The sequence below is a fragment of the Aquirufa salirivi genome (genome assembly GCF_045310485.1).
In the GTDB taxonomy this organism is placed as follows: Bacteria; Bacteroidota; Bacteroidia; order Cytophagales; family Spirosomataceae; genus Aquirufa; species Aquirufa salirivi.
This window is the reverse complement of the sequence record NZ_JBEWZH010000008.1, coordinates 57,818-81,823: the sequence shown is the minus strand read 5'-3', so window position 1 is coordinate 81,823 and position 24,006 is coordinate 57,818. Positions and strand designations below refer to the sequence as shown.

Sequence of the window (24,006 nt, the reverse complement as noted above, 5' to 3'; positions counted from 1 at the left end):
AAACAATGAAAAATAAAATAATATTAAGCTGTTTGCTGGCTGTCGGATTGACAGGTTGCACAGAGAGTTTCTTGGATATTACTCCGGAAACAAGTTTAAGTTCGGTAACGTTTTTTAAGACGCAGGCCGATTTTGAACAAGCGGTAAACGCATGTTACGTTCCATTGAGAACTATCTACAATGACCGTTCTTGGTTATTGTCAGAGCAGCACTCAGATAACACCTATTATGCGCGTAATACAGCATTTGGTGCTACAGAGCAGCAAGAGGATTTGGCGGATTTCTCCATTCCAGTTTCGAATGGTTTAACAACCAATACGCACGTATTGAACCAATATCGTCAAGATTATTTGATCATTGCTCGTGCTAATCAAGTTTTGGCATTAATTGATAAAGCGGATTTTGATGCCACAGCTAAAGCAAACTTGAAAGGTCAGGCTCAATTCATGCGTGGATTTGCTTACTTTGAGTTGTACCGTTATTTCAACAAAGCGCCTTTACAATTAACTCCAGTAACTACGCGTGAGGCAGCTGCTGCCAAAATGGGTACTGCAGCTGATTTAGAGAAAATTATCATGGATGATTTAATTGGAGCTGCGGCGAATTTAAAGCCAAAGTCTACTCAAGAAGCTGGACGTGCTACTTCTGGTGCAGCCAAAACTGTATTGGCTAACTTGTACATCATCCAGAAGAAATGGGCTGAGGCAGAGAAGTTAATGAAGGAGGTTGTTGCAGAAGGAAATTATACCTTGATTCCTGATTACAACAATGTATTCTCTACTTCAACTGCGAACAAAAACAATGCAGAAAGCGTGTTTGAAGTTCAGTTCCAAGAAGGTTCGAATGGTTTCAATGGTACGTTTATGTATAACTTCTTACCTCGTCCAATGTTAGAGACTGAGTTGAAAACATTGTCTGGAACTTCAAATCCACAGCCACAAACAGGTGAAGGTAATAACATTCCAACTCCAGATGTGATTGCTGCATATGAAGCAGGTGATTTACGTAAGGATGCTTCCATTGGTTACATTTTATGTTCATCCACTTTATGGGAAGGAAAAACTTATCCAATCATCAAGAAGTACATGAAAACACACTCATTGAATGGTAACCATGGTATGAACTGGCCTGTATATCGTTATTCTGAAGTTTTATTGTTCTTAGCTGAAGCTTTGAATGAGCAAGGAAAAACGGCTGAAGCTGCAACGTACTTAAACATGGTACGTAAGCGTGCAGGTTTAGCGAATTCTACTGCTACTTCTCAAGCTGACTTCCGTACGGCTTTAATGCAAGAGCGTCGTGTAGAATTGGCGTTTGAAAACAAGCGTTGGCATGACTTAGTGCGTACAGATACGTACAAAGCTGTTATCACGGCTCGTGGAGAAGCTATCAAAAAGGATCCATTCTCTTATTATTACCAAAGAGGATATACACTTCGTAGTAACTCTTTCTCTGTGATTGAGAAATATTACCCAATGCCAGCTGATGAAGCAGCATTGAATCCTAATATTAAGTAATTTTTTAATTAGTAAAATAGCTGTCCTAGGTTATCAGGACAGCTATTTTTTTCTCTAAATGTCATGAAAACGTTTACATTTTATTCTAAGGCAATATTGTTGAGCTTGATGATTATCGGGCAAAGCATGGCTGCTTCTCATACTCCAGATTTTAAGAAAGTTACTTTGAGTTCTACCTTTCTTTCTGAGGGCGTATGTGTAGGAGATGTAAATCATGATGGGAAAAAGGACGTTTTAACAGGAGCTTTTTGGTTTGAAGCACCGAAATGGACGAAACATGTGATCAGTGACGATGACATTCGTTACGATAAATCATTAAAAGTATTCCCGAAAGACCACGTATTTAAAGTGGATGAGGGTTATAGTAATTCATTTTTAAATTTTGCTCAGGATGTAAACCACGACGGCTGGGTTGATTTGATAAAAGTGGGATTGCCGGGTGAAGCTGTTTTTTGGTTTGAGAATCCCAAAAACAAAGCTGTGCTTTGGAAAAGACATTTTTTATATGCCTCTATCGGGAATGAATCACCACTATTTGAAGATGTCAATGGTGATGGTTTAAAAGATATCATTGGCAATGATTCCAAATCAAAACAAATGGTTTGGCTACAAGCACCTACCGCTAAAAAAGATACAGTTTGGAAAGCACATGTGATTTCCTCCATTCCAAGCTTAGGGACACATAAATACACGCATGGTTTAGGTCATGGCGACATGAACGGTGATGGTCGAAAAGACATCATTTTCAAAGAAGGTTGGTGGGAATGTCCACAAGATGTGTTGGCTAACGAATGGACTTATCATCCACTCTCTTTAAGTTTTGATAGTGCGCACATTATGGTATTGGATTTGGATGGTGATGGATTAGTGGATTTGCTCAATTCCTCCGCACATGATTATGGCATTTGGTGGCACCGCAGAACAGCTACCGGTGTGGAAACACAAGTTATTCAAAAAGATCTATCTCAAACACATGCTATGGCGATGGCCGATTTAAATGGAGATAAACATCCTGATTTTGTCGTTGGTAAGCGCTTTATGGCGCATAATGGCAAAGACCCGGGAGAATTTGAAAAATCACTATTGCGTTGGTATGAATTTAAACCTAGTAAAAACCCTACTTGGATTAGCCATGATATTGATGAAGATTCAGGAGCGGGTATCCATATCGTGATCGAAGATATGAATCAAGATGGGCTAAAAGATATTGTCATTTCGAATAAAAAAGGTGTTTTTGTCTTTTTCCATCAAACGAAGAAAAAGGCTTAAAACCCTATAAAACATTATATAAATGCAGATTTTTTCACTAATTTTTACATAAATCTATTATTACCTATGAAAAAACAATTATTGTACCTAGGCCTCGTCGGGCTGATGCTTCCTTTCTTTGCATTTCGCAATCCCTCGGTAGGCCTACAGGACAAGCCTAAGGAAAAAGGATTCAAGAAAATCTTTGATGGAAAGAGCTTAAAAGGATGGGAGGGAGATCCAGCCTATTGGCGTGTTGAAAATGGATCGATTGTCGGAGAAATTACTCCAGCAACCGTATTGAAAAGAAACCATTTCTTAATTTGGAGAGGCGGGCAACCTGCTGATTTTGAGTTTAAAGCTGATGTTAAAATTACAAAAGCAGGAAACACAGGTGTAAACTACCGTTCAGAAGAATTATTGCCTGATTTACCCTTTGCTTTAAAGGGCTATCAAGCAGATATCGATGGTAACAACCGCTATACAGGTCAAAATTACGAAGAACGTGCGCGTACTACTTTGGCATACCGTGGAGAAGTTTCGGTGATAAACGAGCAAACTGACCCAGAATTGAAGAATAATTTGCGCACGTTGGCTCAAAGAAATAACTGGACAGCTCGTCAGGTAAAAGGTTCATTAGGGCATTCTGATTCTTTGAAAACTTCGATTAAATCGGAAGATTGGAATGAGCTACATATTGTAGCCAAAGGCAATCATTTGTTGCATTACATCAATGGTGTTTTGATGAGTGATGTAACCGATTTAGATAAAATTAATGGAAAAGCTGCTGGTTGGTTAGGTATGCAAGTACACGTAGGGCCTCCTATGAAAGTAGAATACAAAAACATTCGATTGAAAACTCTTAAATAAACACTGTTAATTATATGAAAATGAGACCTCTAGTTAAACTTGGAATGGTGTTTGCAGCCGTAATTGCTTTGGGCAGTTTTGGCTACAATTCACTCCACAAAGTACAACCCGCCCTGGCAGAAGGGGCTAATCCTAAAACGGACAAGATTCGCTTACAACCAGGATTTAAAATTGAACATTTATTTAGTCCTTCTGATGCCAAAATGGGATCTTGGGTAGCTATGACATTTGATGATAAGGGTCGTATGATCTGTTCTGATCAATATGGTGGATTGTTCAGATTGACTATCCCAGCTATTGGTTCTAAAGATACTACTCCCAAAATCGAGAAATTGAAGTTTGGAAAAGGCGTAGATACCTTAGGTATTGGTAATGCACATGGTTTGCTTTACGCGTTCAACAGTTTGTACGTCATGGTGAATGCACGTGTTGCTCCAGTGAATCCTCCAGCACAGCAAGCAGGACGTAATGCTAACTTTGCACCAAGCTATGCGCCACGTGGAAGTGGTTTGTACCGTGTGCAGGATTTGGATGGAGATGATCATTTCGATAAAATTACTTTATTGAAAGAATTCAAAGGAGAAGGAGAGCATGGTCCACATTCAATTGTATTATCACCAGATAAGAAATCGCTATACTTAGTTGCTGGTAACCATACAGATGTTCCTCCAATGGATGCGTATCGTTTGCCTAAAAACTGGTTTGAAGACAGTATCTATCCATTGATTAAAGATCCACGCGGGCATGCTAATGACCGTTATGCTCCAGGTGGTTGGATTGCTAACATTGATCCAGAAGGTAAAAAATGGGAATTAGTAAGTGCAGGATACCGTAATACATATGATATCACATTTAATGAAAATGGTGATTTGTTCGCTTATGATTCGGACATGGAGTGGGAATTTGGTTTACCTTGGTACCGTCCTACACGTATTTGTCACGTAACTAGTGGTAGTGAGTTTGGATGGCGACAAGCAGATAGTAAATGGCCAGTTACACATCCGGATAATTTACCTCCAGTATTGAATATTGGTCAAGGCTCTCCTACCAGTTTACTGTCGTTGAAAGATGCTAAGTTTCCAGCAAAATACAAGAAATCTCTGATTGGGTTTGATTGGACTTTTGGTATTGCTCATCTGATTAAATTGAAACCACAGGGATCATCTTATGTAGCTGATCATGAGGAGTTTTTATCAGGTATTCCATTGCCTTTAACGGATGGGACTGTTGGCCCCGATGGTGCTTTATATTTCATGATAGGTGGTCGTCGCTTAGAGTCAGATGTGTACCGTGTGTACTATGCAGGTCCAGAAGAAGCTTCTGTCAAACCTATTGTAACTCCAATTAATGCCTTGAATGAAACTCGTCGTAAAATTGAGACTTTCCATCAAGGACCAAATCCTGCTGCAGTAGCTTTTGTATGGCCTTATTTGAAACACCCAGATCGTTTCATTCGTTATGCGGCGCGTATGGCTTTAGAGCATCAGCCAATCAATGAGTGGAAAGACAAAGCATTGACTGAAAAAGATCCTATCGCTGCTACTCATGCATTGTTAGCTCTAATTCGTCAAAGTAAGCCAGAGTTGAAAGCGCCAATTTATGCTGCTTTATTAGCTATTGATAATAAAAAATTCAATGAATCTCAACAATTGGATATTTTGCGTACCATTGAATTAGCGATGTTACGTTTAGGTATGCCAGATGCGGCAGTTTCGGCTAAATTGGTGGCTAATTACAATCCTCTATATCCATCAAATAAAAGAAATTTAGACCGTGCCTTGAGCCGTTTATTGATTCCTTTAGAAGCACCTAATGTGATTGAACGTACCTTGAAAATCATGGATACGAAGGATACAGCAGCGGTTAATGTCTACCGTCAGGAAACAGCTACAGCCTCTGCGGACTTAATTATGCGTAATCCACAATACGGTACGGATATTGCGAAAATGTTGGAGAAAATTCCGCCAGCACAACAAACGTACATGGCGATCATGTTAACTGCTGCTAAGACTAACTGGACTCCAGAACAACATGAGCGTTATTTCAAGTGGATCAAAAATGCGTTGGAATTCTCAGGGGGGCGTAGTTATGTAGGATTTATTGACCGTGCACGTAAATTGGCATTGAAAAATGTACCTGATGCAAAACGTGCATATTATGATAAATTGGGAGGTGCAGATTTGCTTACCTCTAATGGTAATGATATTGCTAAATTCAATTATCCAAAAGGACCGGGTAAAAACTGGAAATTGGAAGATGCGGTTGCTATTTTAGATGCTCCATTAGTTAATCGTGATTTCCAAAATGGGAAGTCAATGTTCGCAGCTGCTACTTGTGTTCGTTGCCATGCATTAGGTAGTGAAGGTGGCGGAAGCGTCGGACCAGACTTGACTAATTTGGGAACTAGATTCTCTAAAAAGGATATGTTGGAGTCTATCATTGATCCAAGTAAAACTATTTCTGACCAATATGCAGCTACTCAATTGATGTTACGTAACAGAACTTCCATTGTTGGCCGTTTAGTAAATCAGGATAAAACAGCTTATTATATTTCTCAAAATCCGTATGATCCAGATCAAGTTGAAAAGATCTTGAAGAAAAATGTAATTTCAATGAAATATTCAGCGCTTTCAAGCATGTTGCCAGGCTTAATTAATAGCATGAATGCTGAAGAATTGAAAGATTTAATGGCATATTTAATGTCAGGTGGTAGTGAAAGCAATGCGATGTTTGCTAAACCAGCTGCGAAATAATTGAATAGAAAAAGATGACGTATCCTTGGAAAGACAAAATATCCAATCACAAGCAACTCGGAGGCATTGAAACCTCCACTTTAGATAACGGAGCTGGTAGAGGCGTTCGAATTGCTTGGATGGATACGGGAGCGGGATTTCGCTACAAAATTGTACTAGATCGCGGCATGGATATTGCCGAGGCCTTCTACCAAGAGAAAAGTTTAGCATGGATTTCCCATGCAGGCATTACCAGTCCACAGCCCCTGTCAGATCAGGGGCTGCACTGGTTACGCACCTTTGGAGGAGGACTGCTGACCACTTGTGGTTTAGACCACGTAGGTGGCCCGGAACAAGATGAGTTCGGTAGTCGCGGTATTCATGGAAAAATCAGTAATCAAATCGCTGAAATTACTTCCATTGTACAACCTGATATTCATTCGGGTCAATTAGACATGAGTATTTCAGGTATTATTCGTCAGCATGTTATTTTTGGACCATGTTTGACATTAAAAAGAACGATTTCTGGTAGATTAGGGGAGGCTTTTTTGAAAATTGAAGATGAAATTATCAATGAAGGCAATACAGATGCCCCTTTGATGTTATTATATCACTTTAATTTTGGCTGGCCCTTTGTTGACGAAGGAACCAAGATTGTAGCGAATGGAACTTGGAAATACCGTTTTGAGGGAACTCAAGATGCCTTGATTTTCAAGGAAGGAAATGAGTATAAGACTTGCCCAGCCCCATTGGATATCCATTTGGGAGGGGGAGAAGAAGTTGCCTTTATCGATGCTGCCACCGATGCCCAGCATCAAGTAGCTTGCGGACTTTATAATGAACAGTTGGGATTAGGCGTGAGGATGACTTACGACAAAAGAGAATTGCCTAGCTTAACCAATTGGCAACATTGGGGGAAAGATGAATATGTAACAGGAATTGAACCTGGAACAAATCCACCCATTGGTCAAAAAGCAGCTCGGGAAGAAGGCTCATTATTATTTTTAGCCCCTAGAGCCAAGAAGCGTTTTTCTGTGACTTTAGAAGTCTTAGATCAACAAAAACAAAGAGAGAAATTAACTAATTTTATACAATAAAAGATTGCCTATTCTTATGAAAAACAAAGCAGAAAAAGCCCTGGAGCAAGGAAAGGGCATATTGCGTTTAGCGCCAACTTGGGTACCAAGATCATTTTGTGTTCCAGGTCGTCGTATTAAATTGCATCCAGATGATTATTATGTACTCGGTGGAGTACGAGGTGGAATTGATGAGCGTTGGTTATCATCTACAACCCCTGCTAAAAATGGCCCATTAACAGGCGAAAATGAAGGTCTTAGTGCTGTCGTTTATTCTGAAGGAGGAAAGGAAGAACAAATCCTATTAAAGGATGTCATTGAAGAATTAGGTGGCCAAATTATTGGAGATCGTCTTTGGAATGAATATAAGTCGTGGCCTATGTATTCCAAGTTTTTTGATAACATGGGTCCTTTACCTCATCACATTCACCACAATGATGAGCATGCAGCTAAAATAGGTCAATTGGGTAAGCCTGAAGCCTATTATTTTCCTCCTCAATTGAATAACCATGGTGGAGATTTCCCTTATACTTTCTTTGGAATAGCTCCTGGTACTACCAAAGAGCAAATCAAAGAATGTTTGCAGAATTTCACCAAGGGAGATAATAAAATCACTATGTTCTCTCAAGCGTTCCCATTAATTCCAGGAACAGGTTGGGATGTGCCTCCGGGGATGTTGCATGCACCAGGTAGTCTTTGTACTTATGAGCCTCAGAAAGCTTCTGACGTTTTTGCGATGTATCAATCTTTAGTGAACGAGGCAATCATTCCAGAAGAATTATTGTGGAATGGTACTCCTAAAGAGGAGATTGGAAATTATGACCAATTGATGGAAGTGATTGACTGGGATTTGAACACTAATCCAAATTTATTGGAAACACGTTTTATGGCGCCAATTCCTGTGAAAGATGAGGCTGAAATGGCTCAAGAAGGATATTCAGAGAAGTGGGTTTGCTACCGTTCAGAAGCATTCTCTGCCAAAGAATTAACCGTATTCCCAGGTCAAACTGTAACCATCAAAGATGCAGCAGCTTATGGCCTAATCATGATGCAAGGTCATGGTAAAATGGGTGTTTGGAATGTAGAAACTCCTGCCATGATTCGTTACGGACAATTGACCAATGATGAATTCTTCGTGACTGAAAAAGCAGCGCAGGAAGGTGTAGTAATTACAAACCACTCTTCTACTGACCCAATCGTGATGTTGAAGCACTTTGGTCCTAACAACCCAGATTTAAAATTATAATTGATATAAACCATTTGAACAAATGACACAAATACATCATTATCCAAAATTGCACAATGCCACTTGGCCTGGCATCGTGGGTAAGGGTCCAGATTCCGAGCCCGTTATTTCTTTAGATCAAATGCTTGAAATGACTGCTGCGGCAGAAGTGGATGGTGTGAAATTTGATGGAGTTGACGTGGGTTTGTTTGATCCACATTTTGACATTAATTCAGGTAAAGAAGGAGCGAAAAGATTGGCTGAAAAAGTAGCTGCTCATGGTTTAGAAATTGGTAGTTTGGTGGCTCCTATCTGGGGTGGACCAGCTATAGGTTCTAAAGCTGATCAAGATACTTTCGTTGACATGGTTAAAAAATCATGTGAAATTGGTCAAACATTACGGGAAATGGGCATTCGTCCGAACGGTATCGTTCGTATTGACTCGGCTAGCGGCGTGTCTGATTGGGCCAAAGATCCAGTGGCTAATTCAAAAAAAATCGTTGAGACTTTCCAACGTGCTTGTGATGTTGCGGCTGATTATGGCGAAAGCCTAGCTGCCGAAGGTGAAATTTGCTGGGGTGGCATGCACTCTTGGCGTCACATGGTTGCCACATTAGAAGCGGTAGATCGTAAAAACATCGGTTTCCAAGCGGATATGTCACATACTCTATTGTACACCATGGGTTACAATGCTCCTGAAGATCGTATTTTACCAGAAGGCTATGATTGGTCTGATCGTGAAGTATTGAAAGATGCATTACGTCAAATTACCGCAGCGCTTCGCCCTTGGACGATCGACTTCCACGTAGCACAAAATGATGGTACTGTTCACGGAACAGGTAGCCACGATAAAACAGGTAGACACTGCCAAGCTACTGATCCTAATGGGAAATTAGTGGTGGCTGAAGACGCTGGATTCTGGCTACGTGATGAAAAAGGTGAATTGACCAAAGCATTCAAACACATTTGTTGGGATGGCTGCATGTTCAGCAATGAAGTGATGTTACAACAAAAAACCTGGAACGATATTTTAGCTACCATGATTAAGGTGCGTAATGCCCATGGTTGGTCTTAAAATTTTGAAATAAATTTGACAATGGAAAAGAAGAAATTAAGAATAGGATTGATCGGAACTGGCTTCATGGGAAGAACCCACTCCAACGGTTTTAACCGAATTACAAACTTTTTCCCTAACCTAGCTTATGAGCCTGTGATGCAGGCCGTTTGCTCTCGTAATGAGGAAAAAGTGAAAGCATTTGCTGAACAATGGGGCTATGCTTCTTACGAAACAGATTGGCGTAAATTAATCGCCCGTGACGATATCGATGCGGTAGATATTTGTACGCCTAACGATACACACGCGGAAATCTCCATTGCAGCTGCTAAAGCTGGAAAAATGATTCTTTGTGAAAAACCTTTATCTAGAACATTGGCTGAAGGGGAAGAAATGGTGAAGGAAATTGAAGCCGCTGGTGTGAAAAACACGACTTGGTATAACTACCGTCGCTTACCTGCCGTTACTTTAGCGAAGCAAATTGTTGATTCAGGTAAATTAGGACGTATTTTCCATTACCGAGCTAACTTCTTACAAGACTGGACTATTAGTCCTGATTTACCTCAAGGTGGAGCAGGTACATGGCGCTTAGATGTGGAAGCTGCTGGTTCTGGTGTTACGGGCGACTTGCTTGCACACTGCATTGATACAGCCTTATGGATCAATGGAGGAATCACGGATGTTTCTGCTATGACGGAGACTTTCATTAAAGAGCGTGTACATACTGAATCTGGACAAGTACAAAAAGTAGGTATCGATGATGCATGTTTGTTTCACTGCCACTTTGAAAACGGTTCATTAGGTTTATTTGAGTCGACTCGCTATGCACGTGGACACAAGGCCCTTTATACTTTTGAAATCAATGGTGAGCATGCTTCACTTCGTTGGGATTTACATGATCTGAACCGCTTAGAAATGTATGATCATGCTGATGAGTCGATTGTACGTGGTTGGAAATCTATTTTAGTAACAGATGGTGATCAACCTTACATGGACAAATGGTGGGTTCCAGGATTATCCATCGGTTATGAGCATAGCTTTGTCCATCAAGCTGCTGATTTCTTGAAATCATTGGAGACAGGAGAGCCTTGTTCACCTACTTTCCGTGAAGCATTGCAAACACAAAAAGTATGTGAGGCCGTGATTGATTCAGCGAAGCAAAAGCAGTGGAAGGACACCAACGTTGAGTGGCCTTGTTAATATTTTAAAAGGAATGTAGGGTGGAAGGAGAGAAACCAGTTTTAGAACTCAAACAAGTATCTATTGCTTATTCGGGAACTCCCATTTTGCATTCCATTGATTTAACCTTGTTTCCGGGTGAAATCCACGCTTTAGTGGGGGAAAATGGAGCGGGTAAATCGACCTTAATGAAGACTATGTTAGGAATCATCTCTCCCGACCAGGGGGAGGTGATTTTTTTTGGTCAAAAACGCGAACAGCCAAGTTTGAAACAAATCATGGATGCGGGAATCTCCATGATCCATCAAGAATTGATGCTGATTCCCGAATTAAGCGTAGCAGAAAATATATTTTTAGGTAGAGAGAACGAATTGGGATTCTGGCCTTGGGAAAGGAAGAAAAATGCCCAATTACAAACCTTGGAATTATTGGCGGATTGCGAAATCCCCCTAGATCCAAACACTTTGATCAAGAATTTGTCGATTGCCGAACAACAATTAGTAGAAATTTTACGTGCCATTTCCCAACGTGCGCATTTGATTTTGATGGATGAACCCACATCATCTTTATCAGAAAGGGAAATAACCCTGTTTAGGCGTCTGATTAATAAATTAAAAAATGAAGGAGTTAGTATTTTATTTACTTCTCATAAAATGGAGGAGATATTTGGCTTCTCCGATCGAATCTCTGTTTTACGAGATGGTTATTTGATTTCATCCAAATCTCGGGATGAATGTACAGAACAGGAGGTAGTCCAACAAATGGTTGGTCGCGAAATGAATCAGTTTTTTCCTCACCGCGAAGTGATGAAGGGTGACGTTTGCCTACAAGTTAAAGGATTAGGGATTCCTGGCTTATTTCAAGATATTGAGTTTGATTTACATCAAGGAGAGATTTTAGGTTTTGGCGGACTAGTAGGTGCAGGAAGGACAGATATAGGTAAGGCTTTATCAGGCTTATTAATTCCTCAAGTAGGAGAGATCTTTTGGAAGAATCAATCGGTCAAGTTTAAAAGCCCACAAGATGCGATCGCACATGGAATAGGCTATGTGAGTGAAGATAGGAAAGAAATGGGGTTTATTCCCGAATTTTCTATTCAGAATAATTTGACTTTGTCCTCCTTATTGGAATTTCAACGCTGGGGGATTTTGGACAAATCTAAAGAAAAAGAAATAGCTGTTGGTCATATATCCCGACTTAAGATTAAGTCCAAAGGAGCAGATCATCAGGTGATGAATTTGAGTGGCGGGAACCAACAAAAAGTGGTTTTTGGACGTGTATTACAACATCTTCCGGAAGTATTAATATTAGATGAACCTACACGAGGAATTGATGTACAGGCCAAGTTTGAAATATATTCCTTGATGGCGGAATTAAGTCGACAGGGGAAATCCATCATTTTAATATCATCTGATCTACCTGAGTTGATGCACATGAGTGACCGTATTTTAGTTGTTTCTAAGGGAAAACAAACTGCGATTTTGAATAAGGAAGAGACCAATCCAGCAGAGATTATGTCTTATGCTATGAAATAGTAAGCACATGAATTTGAAAAAAATACTTATTGGGAGTCAGTCGGGAGGAATCTTCCTCGCCTTGATTTTAATGTGCGTGTTAATCACTAGTTTGACACCTCGATTTTTAACGGATACCAATCTTTTGGTCATCTTGAATCAAGTTTCTGTTAATGCCATTCTAGCTTTTGGTGTCACTTTTGTGATTATTTCAGGTGGGATCGATTTGTCTTTGGGTTCCATGTTAGCAGTAGCGGGTGTGGTGGCAGCACTATTTGCCAAATCAGATGGAGGAAATGTGTATGTAGCCTTATTGATGGCTTTAGGAGTTGGGGCTTTCATGGGTGCCATGAATGGCTTTACGGTCATATTATCCAAGGTTCCGCCTTTTATCGTGACCTTAGGTACCATGACCATCGCTCGGGGTGCAGCATTGATCATATCTTCAGGTAGACCCGTGTCTGATTTATCCGATTCCTTTAATTATTTGGGGAACGGTGATTTGTTTGGTGTACCTATCCCTATTTTGTTCTTGCTAGGTACCTATGTCGTTTGTCATTTCGTATTGACACAAACGGTATTTGGACGTTATGTCACAGCCATTGGTGGTAATGAAACAGCCGCCTGGGTGGCTGGTATTCCTGTAGCGAAAGTTAAATGGTGGGTTTATACCCTTAGTGGAATATTCGCTGCGCTAGGTGGCATATTACTATCAGCCAGGATTAACACAGGTCAGCCCAATGCCGGATTAGGCTTTGAATTAGACGCCATAGCTGCGGTAATCATTGGAGGAACTAGTACTCGAGGAGGAAAAGGAAGTATGACTGGAACGCTTTTGGGTGTGTTATTCATTGGAGTAATTAATAATGGACTGGATTTATTAAATGTTTCTGCCTATTGGCAACAAGTTGTCATGGGTGGAATCATTATATTAGCAGTAGTATTGGATAGTGTTTATCAAAAAATGAAACGTTGATATGAAAATTAGTTTACGCATTTTATGGGCAGTTTTGGTGGTAGCGATGGTCTGGGCTTGTGGAAGCAAAGAATCTGGGGGAAAGAAGAAAATTGTCATAGGGGTATCTATGTTGAGTTTACAAAATGAGTTTATTCAGCAAGTAAGTGCATCTTTAGAAAAACATGCCAAGGATGCCGATGTGGAATTAATTGTGGTGGATGCGGAACGCTCAGCATTGAAGCAAGTAGAACAAGTTGAGAATTTTATTAGTCAACAAGTGGATGCAATTATCTTAAATCCAGCCGAATTTGAGGCTAGCTCTCCAGCGATATTGCGCGCCAAAAAAGCTGGTATTCCAATTGTCAATGTCAATTCTTCCACCAAAGAAAAGCCGGATGCTTGGGTTGGATCAGATGATGCTGAATCAGCTAAAATGGCTATCGACTTTTTGGCGAAGAAATTGAATGGCAAAGGCAATATATTGATCATTCAAGGCTATATGGGCCAAGCCGCTCAGATAGATCGCGAGCGCGGAGCAGTTGAGGCTTTGAAAGCTTATCCTAACTTGAAATTATTAGCTACGCAAACGGGAGAATGGGATCGTGCCAAATCGATGTCTTTGATGGAGAATTGGATTCAATCTTATGGTGATCAAATTCAAGGAGTATTTGCGCACAATGATGAAATGGGGCTTGGAGCCATGCAGGCATTGTTGGATGCCAAGAAAAAAGGTCAAGTGGTGGTGGTCAGTGTGGACGGAATAGGAGATGCCTTAAAAGCCGTAGATGCTGGGACACTAGATGCGACAATTTTACAAAATGCGGAACAACAAGGAGCCCAAGCGATTGCTCTGGCTTTGGATTTAATTCACAAAAAGCCGATCAAAGAAACACAGGTCTTGATTCCTTTTCAGGTTAAATCAAAATAGTTTACAGCTTTTTAATAAATCTACACGATGAAAAAGTTTCTCTTTTTTTGTTTGATAAGTACTACGATGATGGCTCAACAAAAACCTTTTGTAGCGAATTATGATGAAAGTAAAGTCGGTCAATATACCTTACCGGATCCTTTACTTATTGGTTCTAAGAAAATTAATAGTCAAGCTGATTGGGAAAAGAATAGGACTACCTGGTTAACTCTGTTTGCAGACCATATGTATGGTCAAATGCCTAAAAAATCCGTTAAGCAGACTAATACCTTAATTTCTCAGAAAGAAATTTTGGGAGGAAAAGCAGTGCAGTCGATCTGGAAAATGGATTTTGCTGGAAAAGTTCAAGTTACGGTGGTGGTCATATTGCCTAAATCGAGCAAGAAAGTGCCCGTATTTATGGGCTTGAATTTTTGTGGAAATCAAACCATCAGTACTGATGAGGGTATTCCAATCTTTGATAAATATGTAGTTTGTAATAATGCACCTGATTTTATTAATAATATCTCTCAAACAGCTTCCAGAGGAGAATGGGCTAGTCGCTGGCAGATCGAAAAAGTCATTGATGCTGGTTTTGGAACCATTACGGCTGCCTGTGGTGATTTTGAAGAAGATTTTGCTACGGGTTATAAAAATAGCCTTAGAACAAAGTTGGCAAGCGAATTAGGCCTTAAGCCAGAAGAATGGACTGCCAATGGAGCCTGGGCTTGGGGTTTGAGTCGTATGTTAGATTTGGCACAAAGTGTCCAAGAAATTGATGGAGAGAAAGTGATATTGCACGGACATTCTCGATTAGGGAAAGCTGCTTTATGGGCAGGTGCTAATGACCGTCGATTTGCCGCCATTATTTCCAATGAATCAGGAGAAGGCGGAGCTGCTTTAAGTAGAAGAATCTATGGGGAAACCATTTGGCGCATTACTAATAGCTTCCCACATTGGTTTCTGCCCAAATATGCCACTTATGCTGACCGTGAAAATGAATTACCTTTTGACCAACATATTTTATTAAGCTTACTAGCTCCTCGACCGGTCTATGTAGCTTCCGCTTTCGGAGATCAATGGTCTGATCCTAAAGGGGAATTTTTAAGTACCCAAGAAATGGGAAAAGTGTATGCTTTATACGGTAAAAAAGGATTAGGGAATATCGACATGCCTGGTTTAAATCAACCTGTTGGTAAGCTCATTAGATACCACATTCGTGATGGAAAACATGATATCAATGAATATGATTGGGAACAGTATATTAAGTTTGGGAAAGAAGAAGTTAAATAAATTATTAATTATAAATGATGAATTATAAATGGTGAATTTTAATCGTTTTGGCTTCCCCTTTAATATCTAATTCTACATTCTACATTCTTCATTCTTCATTTCTCTCAAGCGCCCTTGATTCGTCTATTATTCATATTGTTCTTTTTGATTCCTAATTGGGCTTTTTCACAGAAATCCCAATTGAAAAAAAAGGCGCAGGAGAAAAAAAATGCTCATTTGCCTTATGCCTGTATTTTTGAGGATGGAGCATATCCGGCAACAGTAATTCAAAGGAATTCAATCACGAAAGATTCTACTGTATTTGAACGAATTGCCGTGGAAATAGAAGGCTGTTTTGTAATAGGTATTCGTTTTCCCAAAGGCTCTAAATTCCTTCAAGAGACACTGGAAATCAATGATATAGATGATTTAGGGAATTCCATTATTCAGGGTAAAAATGGAAATTATTATATCATTCAGGCTAAATATGAACCTTTTTAAATTTTAAATGATGAATTATAAATTGAATCACTCAACTCATTTCATATTTAATTCACCATTCACCATTCGCCATTTACCATTAATTTTAGAGTAATTAAAAGCCTATGATAGTTCAAAAAGTAGATGTTGCCATTAATGTGTATGGAAAGCCTTATCAAACTGCGGTAAGCATATGGTCATTAGTGAAAAATTCTGGGCAGCATATCCAACAAATATATGTCACATTAGAAAAAAGCCAACCTGAGGGTTTTGATGAAGCTTTATTAAGGTCACTTTTGGAAGGCTTGCCTATCATATATTTTAAGCCTAAGTTTTTCTTTGGCTGGTGGGAAGGTAGAAGAAAAGGTTTATTCAATCGGATATTGTTGAATTTAAAAGATTACCGCTATTCCATTCGGAGTCAGTATACTTGGGAAAAAAGCCAGGCTAAGTGGTTATTTTTAATGCACAATGACATGCTTTTTACGGATGATTTGATAGGTCATTATTTATCTAAAATTGGTGATTCAATTGGAATAGGTCAAGTGGGCCAGTGCTGGAATTGCCCGGCATTGGGTGAGCTTTGTGATGGGAATCGATATTGGGATTACCGTCCATCTATGGATGAATTAAATACCCTATACCAATCTAGACCTGAAGGTAGGGCTGTTAAGCATGGATTGGTAGAAGATGGTCAACTGAGTTGGCCTCTACCAGAATGTCGCCTCAATGAACATGCTGCGTTAATAAATTTAGTCAAGGCCCGCCCATTAACAAGTCCTTTTGGACCTGTGGCACCCTTTGGACTGAAAAATAGTATGGACAATGGGATTTTGTGGTTTCAAGGCATGTCTTTGAGGGGTTATAAAATGGTGAATGAATCATATTTGCCATTTGCCAAACATGCTTGGACCAATGATACAGATTGTGGCCATGCTTCCTTATTTGATAAAAATATGTATGATAGGGAAGAGGAAATGGCGAAATTTGAGTTAGCAAAATGGAGAAATTAACAACATCAATAACAATCCTATGAAACCTATTTTTACATGTGTCTTGTTTTGTTTCTGTTTTACTTTGGTAGCCCAAGAGGCGGATAAGAAAAAAGTTATTCAAAGGATACAACAAAAAGAGCATCAATACGGACAATTGGCCAATCAAATTTGGCGATTTGCAGAAGTAGGCTATAAGGAAAAACAAAGTTCCACGCTTTTGCAAGAAACATTAAGAAAAGCGGGATTTACCATTGAATCTGGCGTGGCCGATATTCCGACGGCTTTTGTGGCCACTTTTGGACAAGGAAAACCGGTCATTGGCATCATGGGCGAATACGATGCATTACCTGGGATGTCACAAGATTCCATTCCTACTAAAAGAAGTTTGGGTAATTTGGCAGGGCATGCCTGTGGTCACCATTTATTTGGAACGGGTTCCGTTGCAGCTGCCATTGCCGTGAAAGAATGGATGCAAGAAACAGGTCAAAAAGGAACAATTAAGTTCTATGGTTGTCCGGCCGAAGAAGGGGGCTCTGGTAAAGTGTATATGGTACGGGAAGGTTTGTTTTCTCAAGCAGATGTGATGTTACACTGGCATCCCAACAATCAGCATGTAATTTCTATGAGTAATTCCTTGGCTAATAAAGCTGGGAAATTTCGGTTTTACGGTTTATCCTCACATGCTGCCGCCTCACCAGAAAGAGGCAGATCAGCCTTAGATGCTGTTGAAGCCATGAATTACATGGCTAATATGATGCGTGAACATATTCCTTCGACTACCCGTTTGCATTATGTTATTACCCATGGTGGAAAAGCCCCCAATATTGTACCCGATTTTGCGGAAGTCTATTACTATGTTCGTTCTCCTAAACGAGATATAGTGTTGGACGTTTGGGATCGTTTAGAAAATGCTGCGAAGGGAGCAGCATTGGGAACAGGTACTAAATATGAAGCAGAAGTCATTGGTGGGGTATATGAAATGCTACCGAATGATCGATTAGCTAAAATCATGCATGGCAACTTGCAAGCAGTGGGAGGTTATACATTGAATCCCAGCGAATTGGCTTTTGCCAAGCAAATCCAGCAGTCGGAGGGTATGGAAATAGTGGATTTGGCTACGACCAATCAAATTAAGGGATTGAATGAAGGTGATAATTTAGCTACAGGCTCTACGGATGTGGCTGATGTCAGCTGGACTGTTCCCACCATTGGTTTAGGAACAGCCGCTTGGGTTCCAGGAACCAGTGCTCATAGCTGGCAAGCAGTAGCTGCAGGAGGTACTTCCATTGGTCGGAAAGGCATGATGGTAGCTGCAAAAACCTTAGCTTCTACCGCCATCGATTTATTCAAGCACCCCGAGTGGATAAAAGAGGCAAAAACCGAATTTGATCAAAGAAGAGGGCCTAATTTTGTATATAAATCACTTTTAGGAAATAGGCCCCCTGCATTGAACTACCGTGATTAATGCTTGAAGGTATATGAAATATTGGGCAGGTTTCTTATTGATTTTTTGTTATTATCAATCCATTTGGGCACAGACAGTTCCGCCTTTGCAGCGCGAATCAGATGATTATTCCACCTATTTAACTCCCAATTTAGAAACTGGATTAATTTTATTGGAGGCCAATAAAGAGAGGTTTCAAGAATTGATGAAACAATTCCAGTATCAAGAATTTCATCGCGGCTATGAACTAGAATATTTAGCGCCAAGCAGTCGTGTTAATCAAATGCGGTTGATTAGAAAAGAAAATAACCAAGTTCAATTTTTATTTTCACCGACTAAACTCCATTTGATCCAACAGTTGGAACAAGCACTAATTGCTAGAAAAGCAATCATATCAAAAGATCAAGTGGGTATGACTTGGTATAAAATACCTTCTCAAAATTTGAAATCCTCAAATGACCTTCGTGTAGGGATCAAATTGGAATCAGATTCAGAAGATCGACTAGGAAGAACTTGGACTATTTGGTCCACTGCGGTCATTTTTTCCCTGAATTGATAGAAAACAAAAAAGCTCCTATTTGAAAAATAAGAGCTAATTGCATTCCTGTGTTCTATAATTAAATGATTTATTTCCTATTCTTTTTTTCTTAATCTTCAGGAAATCGAGTTTTATTGATTAATAGCAATCCATTCCAATCGGAGCGCCATCAGGAATACTGGGACTAGCCAAAGCTTTCCATTCATTGGGATGGTCAAGTGATTCTTGAATGAATTGATGCATGTAAAGAGCAAATGAACTTGTTTTTCCTTTTTGGGCAAAGAATTGCTGCCACTTTTTGATACTAGCGTATAGTTCTACCTTTGCCAAAGGTGCCAACGTGGGCGCATGTAAGGTATTAATTACTGCTTCACATACTTTAAAGTTGATGGTTTCTTGAGCTGCATTTAAATACGAGTCCGACCAGCTTTTTTCGAGGGTTTGTTGGCTTATTTTTTGTAACAGTTCATTTAGTCCCAAATTGGAGACATCTATCGCATGGTTTTGTTGAATTCTAGAAATTCTATCAGGATGTAGTAAAAAATCTAACGTGAATTCAGCCGCGGTTTCTACTGCTCCCAAGGCATCAAAAGTTAAACCTGTTTTGCTTTTAAAGGATTCTCTTGTTCTAGGAAAGCCAAAGGCACGGGGAGGAAATAAACTCAGTTTTTCTTTTGGAATGGCCAGTTCATCGGCTTGTAAAGTTTTCATTAATTGCTGTAAAGCTGCTAACTGAAGATTTTTGGAGGCTGGCTTGAGTACCAATTCTTTTCCACCTTTGACCGCATAATTATACTCATAACCACCTATTATTTTACTAACGGCTTCTGTTTGGTAGCGGTGCATAAAATATAATGGGACAAACATGTCTTCTAATTTTGAGTAGCTTTCCCCTTGGCGCATGTTGTCAACCGAGAACTGTTTGATGGCTTGTTTTCTAACTCCTAGCAAACGATGTAATTCATCCACAACAGTATTTCCATTGTCCCATAAATGCGCATAAATATGCGCACCTCCTGGATTGCGGGCATCAAAATCCGTAATGAATCTCATGCCTTTTTCATAGGCATTATTTAAAATAGCTGGAAGTTCCTCCTCCTGATGTTGTCCATAAGCATAATCTACCGAGACTTTGTCCCATTCCCCTATATTTCGATCATAGGCTTTCGATAAATCAATTTCATTTCCTTGAAACCCTACACGTGGATGAGGATAATCCATCACACTCGAATTCCCTTTGGCACTTGCAGCATAATTATGCGCAAAACCAAGGGTATGGCCTATTTCATGGGCCGCCAATTGACGAATACGAGCTAAGGCCATTTCCAGCATGGGCTGGTTATTTTGATTATTGCTAGCATAAGGTGCATTCATCAGTGATTGGGCAATCATGAAATCTTGTCGGATCCGTAAACTTCCCAAACTCACATGCCCTTTGATAATTTCACCTGTCCTTGGATCAGCAATACTAGCGCCATAGCTCCATCCTCTAGTAGAGCGATGAACCCACTGGATCACATGATACCTGACATCCATAGGATCAGCATCATCAGGTAAAATTTTTACTTGAAACGCATCTTTGTATCCAATAGCTTCAAACGCTTGGTTCCACCACTTGCCCCCTTCTAATAAGGCGGATCGGATAGGCTCAGGCGTACCATTGTCTAGGTAATAAACAATGGGTTTAATGGCTTCACTGATGGCTGCACTAGGATCTTTCTTTTCTAATCGATGGCGTGTTATCCATTTCTTTTCAATAGCTTCTGTTACGGGCGTGGCATAATCCATGAAGGAGATGGCATTAGAACCTGATCTTGGGTCATATACCCTGGGTTTATATTGATTATCAGGTAGTTCTATGAACGAATGGTGTTCCACCACCGTCACATAATCTGGATTTGGAGTTACTGAGCGAATCTCTGAACCAGTCGCATTTCCAGAAAAGGTAAGTCGAGCCTCAAATTCAGCATTTTTGGGGAAAGATTTGGTCCTTTCAAGTAATAATGAACTTCTTGATTTATCCAATTGATAAGATCCCTGCTTTGCTCTAGTTAATGTTTTTAACACACCATGCGCGTCCTGCAATAAAAATTCAGTAGCATCAATGAGGTATTTTCCATTTTCTTGGCCTTCAATTTTAAATCCAAATAGAATGGATTTAGCAAATGCTTGTTGCACCGAAATCTTTTCCAAAGGATTCGTAGTATTGGCCCTATATTGATAGTTTGGTTGAATAAGAAATAGTTTATTTCCTTGCTTCTCAAAATAGACGACTTGCTCATTTCCTAACTGGCCTCTATCCAAACCTAAATCATTATTTCCTACTCCCTGACTTAATGAATACACATATAGAAATTCTTGATTTAGCTTATCTACCGACAAATAGATTTTGTCCGTGCTTTCATCGTAATAGAAATTAACAAATCCAGTGTAGGCTTTCATGGATTTCAATTTTTCTATCACCTGACCTGATGCCTGATAACTTAGTAAAATAACGAGTAAGAGTAGTTTATATGCTTTCATGGTAAAAATGTAGAATGTAGAATGAAGAATTAATTAGTAGGGATTAGTTATTAGTGTTTAGTTATAAGTGTTTAGATGTGAATGCCTGAATGATGTTGACCGTTTTAAAAGGGAAAGTTTAAACATAAAATTTATTTCAGGCATTCATAATTTGCCATTCACCATTTATAACTTATAATTTATAATTTATCATTTCTTATTAAAGCCTTTCCTCGTCATTTCTCCCCAGGAATGTGTGCCTTTGATCTTATCGATATAGCCCTTAAATGCCGAAATGACACTCAAAGGATGAAAATAAAAAGGCTCAATGAAGGCGGCGCCAACCAACTTTAAAAAATCACTTATTTTATCGTATTTATGGTAAGTGCGTTCCTCCGTAAATAAAGTAAGGATGGAAAATAGAATCGCAAATGCATACACAAAAATCATGAGCAAGAAGAAATAGTGCCAATTCATCATACCGACCAAAATAAAATATAAGGTGGCTACAATACCTATCACTTCTGCTAGTGGTGCAAAAAACTCAAAAAATGTCCAATATGGGACACTAACTAAGCCCAATAATTTGTATTTGGGATTCAAAAACATAATTCGATGCGACCATAAGGTTTCTATCGTACCACGCATCCATCGACTCCTCTGTTTCATGAATATATCCATTGATTCTGGTGCTTCGGTCCAGCACAGTGGATCGGGGATGTAGCTTACTGTATAGGCTAATTTTCTTTCATGCATATAACGGCGCATTCTTACCACCAACTCCATATCTTCACCTACTGTTTGAGTATTGTATCCACCTGCCGCAATCACAATTTCCTTGTCAAATGCTCCAAATGCCCCACTGATAAGCAAAAGCCCATCTAGCCTTTCCCAGGCCATACGTCCCAATAAAAAGGCACGTAAATATTCCAATACTTGAACTCGAGGCATTAATTTGTCGGGAATATTCACTTCAATCAATCTACCGTCTTGAATGATGCATTGATTTGCAATTCGTACAACACCTCCCGTAGCGATGACCCTTTTGTGGTTGGTTTCCATAAAGGGTTTTACCAATTTTAATAAAGCATCTTTATCCAAAATACAGTCGACATCGATGCAAACTACATAAGGATGTTTGGATATATTGATCCCTACATTTAAGGCATCCGCTTTCCCCCCATTTGCTTTATCCACCACAATCAATTTATTGAAAGCTGGATTTTTAGATTGATATACGGCCTTAATGGTTTTCGTAGGTATTGAGCCCATTTTTTCTATTTCCAAAGGAACCAAATCATAAGTTGATTGTAGTATTTCCATGGAATTATCCTTACTACCATCATTGACGATAATGACCTCATAGTGATTGTAATTCAATGATAAGAGTGATTTGACATTCTCTTCAATGGTAAATCCTTCATTATAGGCTGGTGCAATGATCGATAAGTAAGGGGCGTATTCACTCGAAAGTAAAACTTCGTAATTTTCAAAACTGTTTCTCTTGAGATAAGCTTTTAATTCTTTAACCGACAAATAGGCCAAATAGATGTAAGAAGTCATGATGGTGACGGCATAGCCCAATGCTATGTTTAAATACCATTCAACCAGAAAGGGTAAATTAGAAGGTCCCATGTCAGTTTATCTCTTTACCATAAGTGCCAAACGTAGCTAATAGATTTTCAGCTTCCTTAATAATATGTTTATCATGTTTTTGTTGCAATAAGGCTTCGACATGACTTTGTTTTTCAAATATTCTAAATGTTCGAATGATTTTTAAACCTAAACTTATCACTGAATTATTTTTAGCCTGAAGTAATAGTTCAATGTTTTGAGTATCTAATAAAGACGTTTTTTTCAAAGCATCAATGATGTTTAATTGTGTCCATAAATCAATCGTATATTTATGGTTAGCCAAGTGAATGATGCCTTGAGGCCCATTGATTTTAATGCAGCCATTTAAGGCATTGATTTTCAAAATAGGATGATTGGATTTGGATATTTCGACCAATTGACCATAGGCTCTTTTGATATTCATCTCCGTTAATTCCTTGATTCCCTTGCATTTAATTTCCCAATTCTTGTGCTTCAACTTAGCAAATGAATCTGCCATTAATTGAGATTCCACATAAAATTTCTTCAGACTTTCTGCGTATTCTCCATCGTAATTTTGGTGTAAATTGATGACTGATTCCATCAATTGAGCCCTAAATTGAGGAATAGATAATAATCGTTGTAGCTTTTTGTCTTCCATTAAATCAAAATAGCTCTTGTCGTTAAATAGAATTTCTAACAACAGATTATTGATCGTTTCCGTATTCTTTTCAAAATGTATGGCTTGTTGTATGTGGTACAAGCGACTTAATACAATGGCGATGAATAAGATGATGGAAACCAAAGAAAACAAAGTAATAGCGCCTACAATGAAAAAGTCGGTAGGGTCTAATCCTGAAATAATCTGTTTACCGTATTCTAACATCCGTAAGTAGCTTTGA

At 39.3% G+C, this 24,006-nt stretch carries 19 protein-coding genes; 16 read left to right on the top strand and 3 right to left on the bottom strand.

From position 1 onward, the window contains the following. The first annotated feature begins 5 nt into the window (after positions 1–5). From U0R11_RS11285 to U0R11_RS11210, 16 genes are all read left to right on the top strand, one after another. Positions 6–1,517: a RagB/SusD family nutrient uptake outer membrane protein gene (locus tag U0R11_RS11285; protein ID WP_406751782.1), complete on the top strand. Its 1,512-nt coding sequence runs from the start codon at positions 6–8 to the stop codon at positions 1,515–1,517. A gap of 63 nt (positions 1,518–1,580) precedes the next feature. Then, a complete protein-coding gene (locus U0R11_RS11280; protein ID WP_406751781.1) occupies positions 1,581–2,786 on the top strand; it encodes an FG-GAP repeat domain-containing protein in 1,206 nt (401 codons plus the stop codon). A 105-nt stretch (positions 2,787–2,891) separates the two neighbouring features. After that, positions 2,892–3,635, top strand: coding sequence for a 3-keto-disaccharide hydrolase (locus U0R11_RS11275; protein ID WP_235927515.1), 744 nt, complete (start codon positions 2,892–2,894; stop codon positions 3,633–3,635). 14 nt (positions 3,636–3,649) lie between these two features. Beyond that, complete coding sequence (locus U0R11_RS11270; RefSeq protein ID WP_406751780.1) at positions 3,650–6,388, top strand: c-type cytochrome; 2,739 nt, start codon at positions 3,650–3,652, stop codon at positions 6,386–6,388. Positions 6,389–6,402: 14 nt separating this feature from the next. After that, positions 6,403–7,464, top strand: coding sequence for an aldose 1-epimerase family protein (locus tag U0R11_RS11265; RefSeq protein ID WP_406751779.1), 1,062 nt, complete (start codon positions 6,403–6,405; stop codon positions 7,462–7,464). 16 nt (positions 7,465–7,480) lie between these two features. Next, on the top strand, positions 7,481–8,689 hold the full coding sequence (locus U0R11_RS11260) for a class I mannose-6-phosphate isomerase (RefSeq protein WP_269003445.1): 1,209 nt from the start codon (positions 7,481–7,483) through the stop codon (positions 8,687–8,689). A 22-nt stretch (positions 8,690–8,711) separates the two neighbouring features. Further along, complete coding sequence (locus tag U0R11_RS11255) at positions 8,712–9,743, top strand: sugar phosphate isomerase/epimerase family protein (RefSeq protein WP_166375655.1); 1,032 nt, start codon at positions 8,712–8,714, stop codon at positions 9,741–9,743. A gap of 21 nt (positions 9,744–9,764) precedes the next feature. Beyond that, positions 9,765–10,922, top strand: a complete 1,158-nt coding sequence (locus U0R11_RS11250) for a Gfo/Idh/MocA family protein (RefSeq protein WP_166375654.1) — start codon at positions 9,765–9,767, stop codon at positions 10,920–10,922. Positions 10,923–10,942: 20 nt separating this feature from the next. After that, positions 10,943–12,436, top strand: coding sequence for a sugar ABC transporter ATP-binding protein (locus U0R11_RS11245; protein WP_406751778.1), 1,494 nt, complete (start codon positions 10,943–10,945; stop codon positions 12,434–12,436). 7 nt (positions 12,437–12,443) lie between these two features. Continuing rightward, on the top strand, positions 12,444–13,391 hold the full coding sequence (locus U0R11_RS11240) for an ABC transporter permease (RefSeq protein ID WP_406751777.1): 948 nt from the start codon (positions 12,444–12,446) through the stop codon (positions 13,389–13,391). A 1-nt stretch (position 13,392) separates the two neighbouring features. Beyond that, entirely contained in the window at positions 13,393–14,301 is a 909-nt protein-coding gene (locus U0R11_RS11235; protein WP_406751776.1) for a substrate-binding domain-containing protein, read from the top strand. Positions 14,302–14,328: 27 nt separating this feature from the next. Beyond that, positions 14,329–15,573, top strand: a complete 1,245-nt coding sequence (locus tag U0R11_RS11230) for a glucuronyl esterase domain-containing protein (RefSeq protein ID WP_406751775.1) — start codon at positions 14,329–14,331, stop codon at positions 15,571–15,573. A 180-nt stretch (positions 15,574–15,753) separates the two neighbouring features. Then, a complete protein-coding gene (locus U0R11_RS11225) occupies positions 15,754–16,053 on the top strand; it encodes a hypothetical protein (protein WP_406751774.1) in 300 nt (99 codons plus the stop codon). Between the two features lie 104 nt (positions 16,054–16,157). Then, positions 16,158–17,045, top strand: a complete 888-nt coding sequence (locus tag U0R11_RS11220; protein WP_406751773.1) for a hypothetical protein — start codon at positions 16,158–16,160, stop codon at positions 17,043–17,045. Positions 17,046–17,064: 19 nt separating this feature from the next. After that, complete coding sequence (locus tag U0R11_RS11215; RefSeq protein WP_406751772.1) at positions 17,065–18,492, top strand: amidohydrolase; 1,428 nt, start codon at positions 17,065–17,067, stop codon at positions 18,490–18,492. 13 nt (positions 18,493–18,505) lie between these two features. Continuing rightward, a complete protein-coding gene (locus tag U0R11_RS11210) occupies positions 18,506–19,027 on the top strand; it encodes a hypothetical protein (RefSeq protein ID WP_406751771.1) in 522 nt (173 codons plus the stop codon). 120 nt (positions 19,028–19,147) lie between these two features. On the opposite strand, the gene U0R11_RS11205 is transcribed toward U0R11_RS11210, so the two are convergent. From U0R11_RS11205 to U0R11_RS11195, 3 genes are all read right to left on the bottom strand, one after another. Beyond that, positions 19,148–21,532, bottom strand: a complete 2,385-nt coding sequence (locus U0R11_RS11205; protein WP_406751770.1) for a zinc-dependent metalloprotease — start codon at positions 21,530–21,532, stop codon at positions 19,148–19,150. Between the two features lie 189 nt (positions 21,533–21,721). Continuing rightward, positions 21,722–23,146 carry a glycosyltransferase family 2 protein gene (locus U0R11_RS11200; RefSeq protein WP_406751769.1) on the bottom strand — a complete coding sequence of 475 codons (1,425 nt, stop codon included), beginning with the start codon at positions 23,144–23,146 and terminating at the stop codon, positions 21,722–21,724. A 1-nt stretch (position 23,147) separates the two neighbouring features. Next, entirely contained in the window at positions 23,148–23,990 is an 843-nt protein-coding gene (locus U0R11_RS11195) for a hypothetical protein (RefSeq protein WP_406751768.1), read from the bottom strand. Positions 23,991–24,006: the final 16 nt, after the last annotated feature.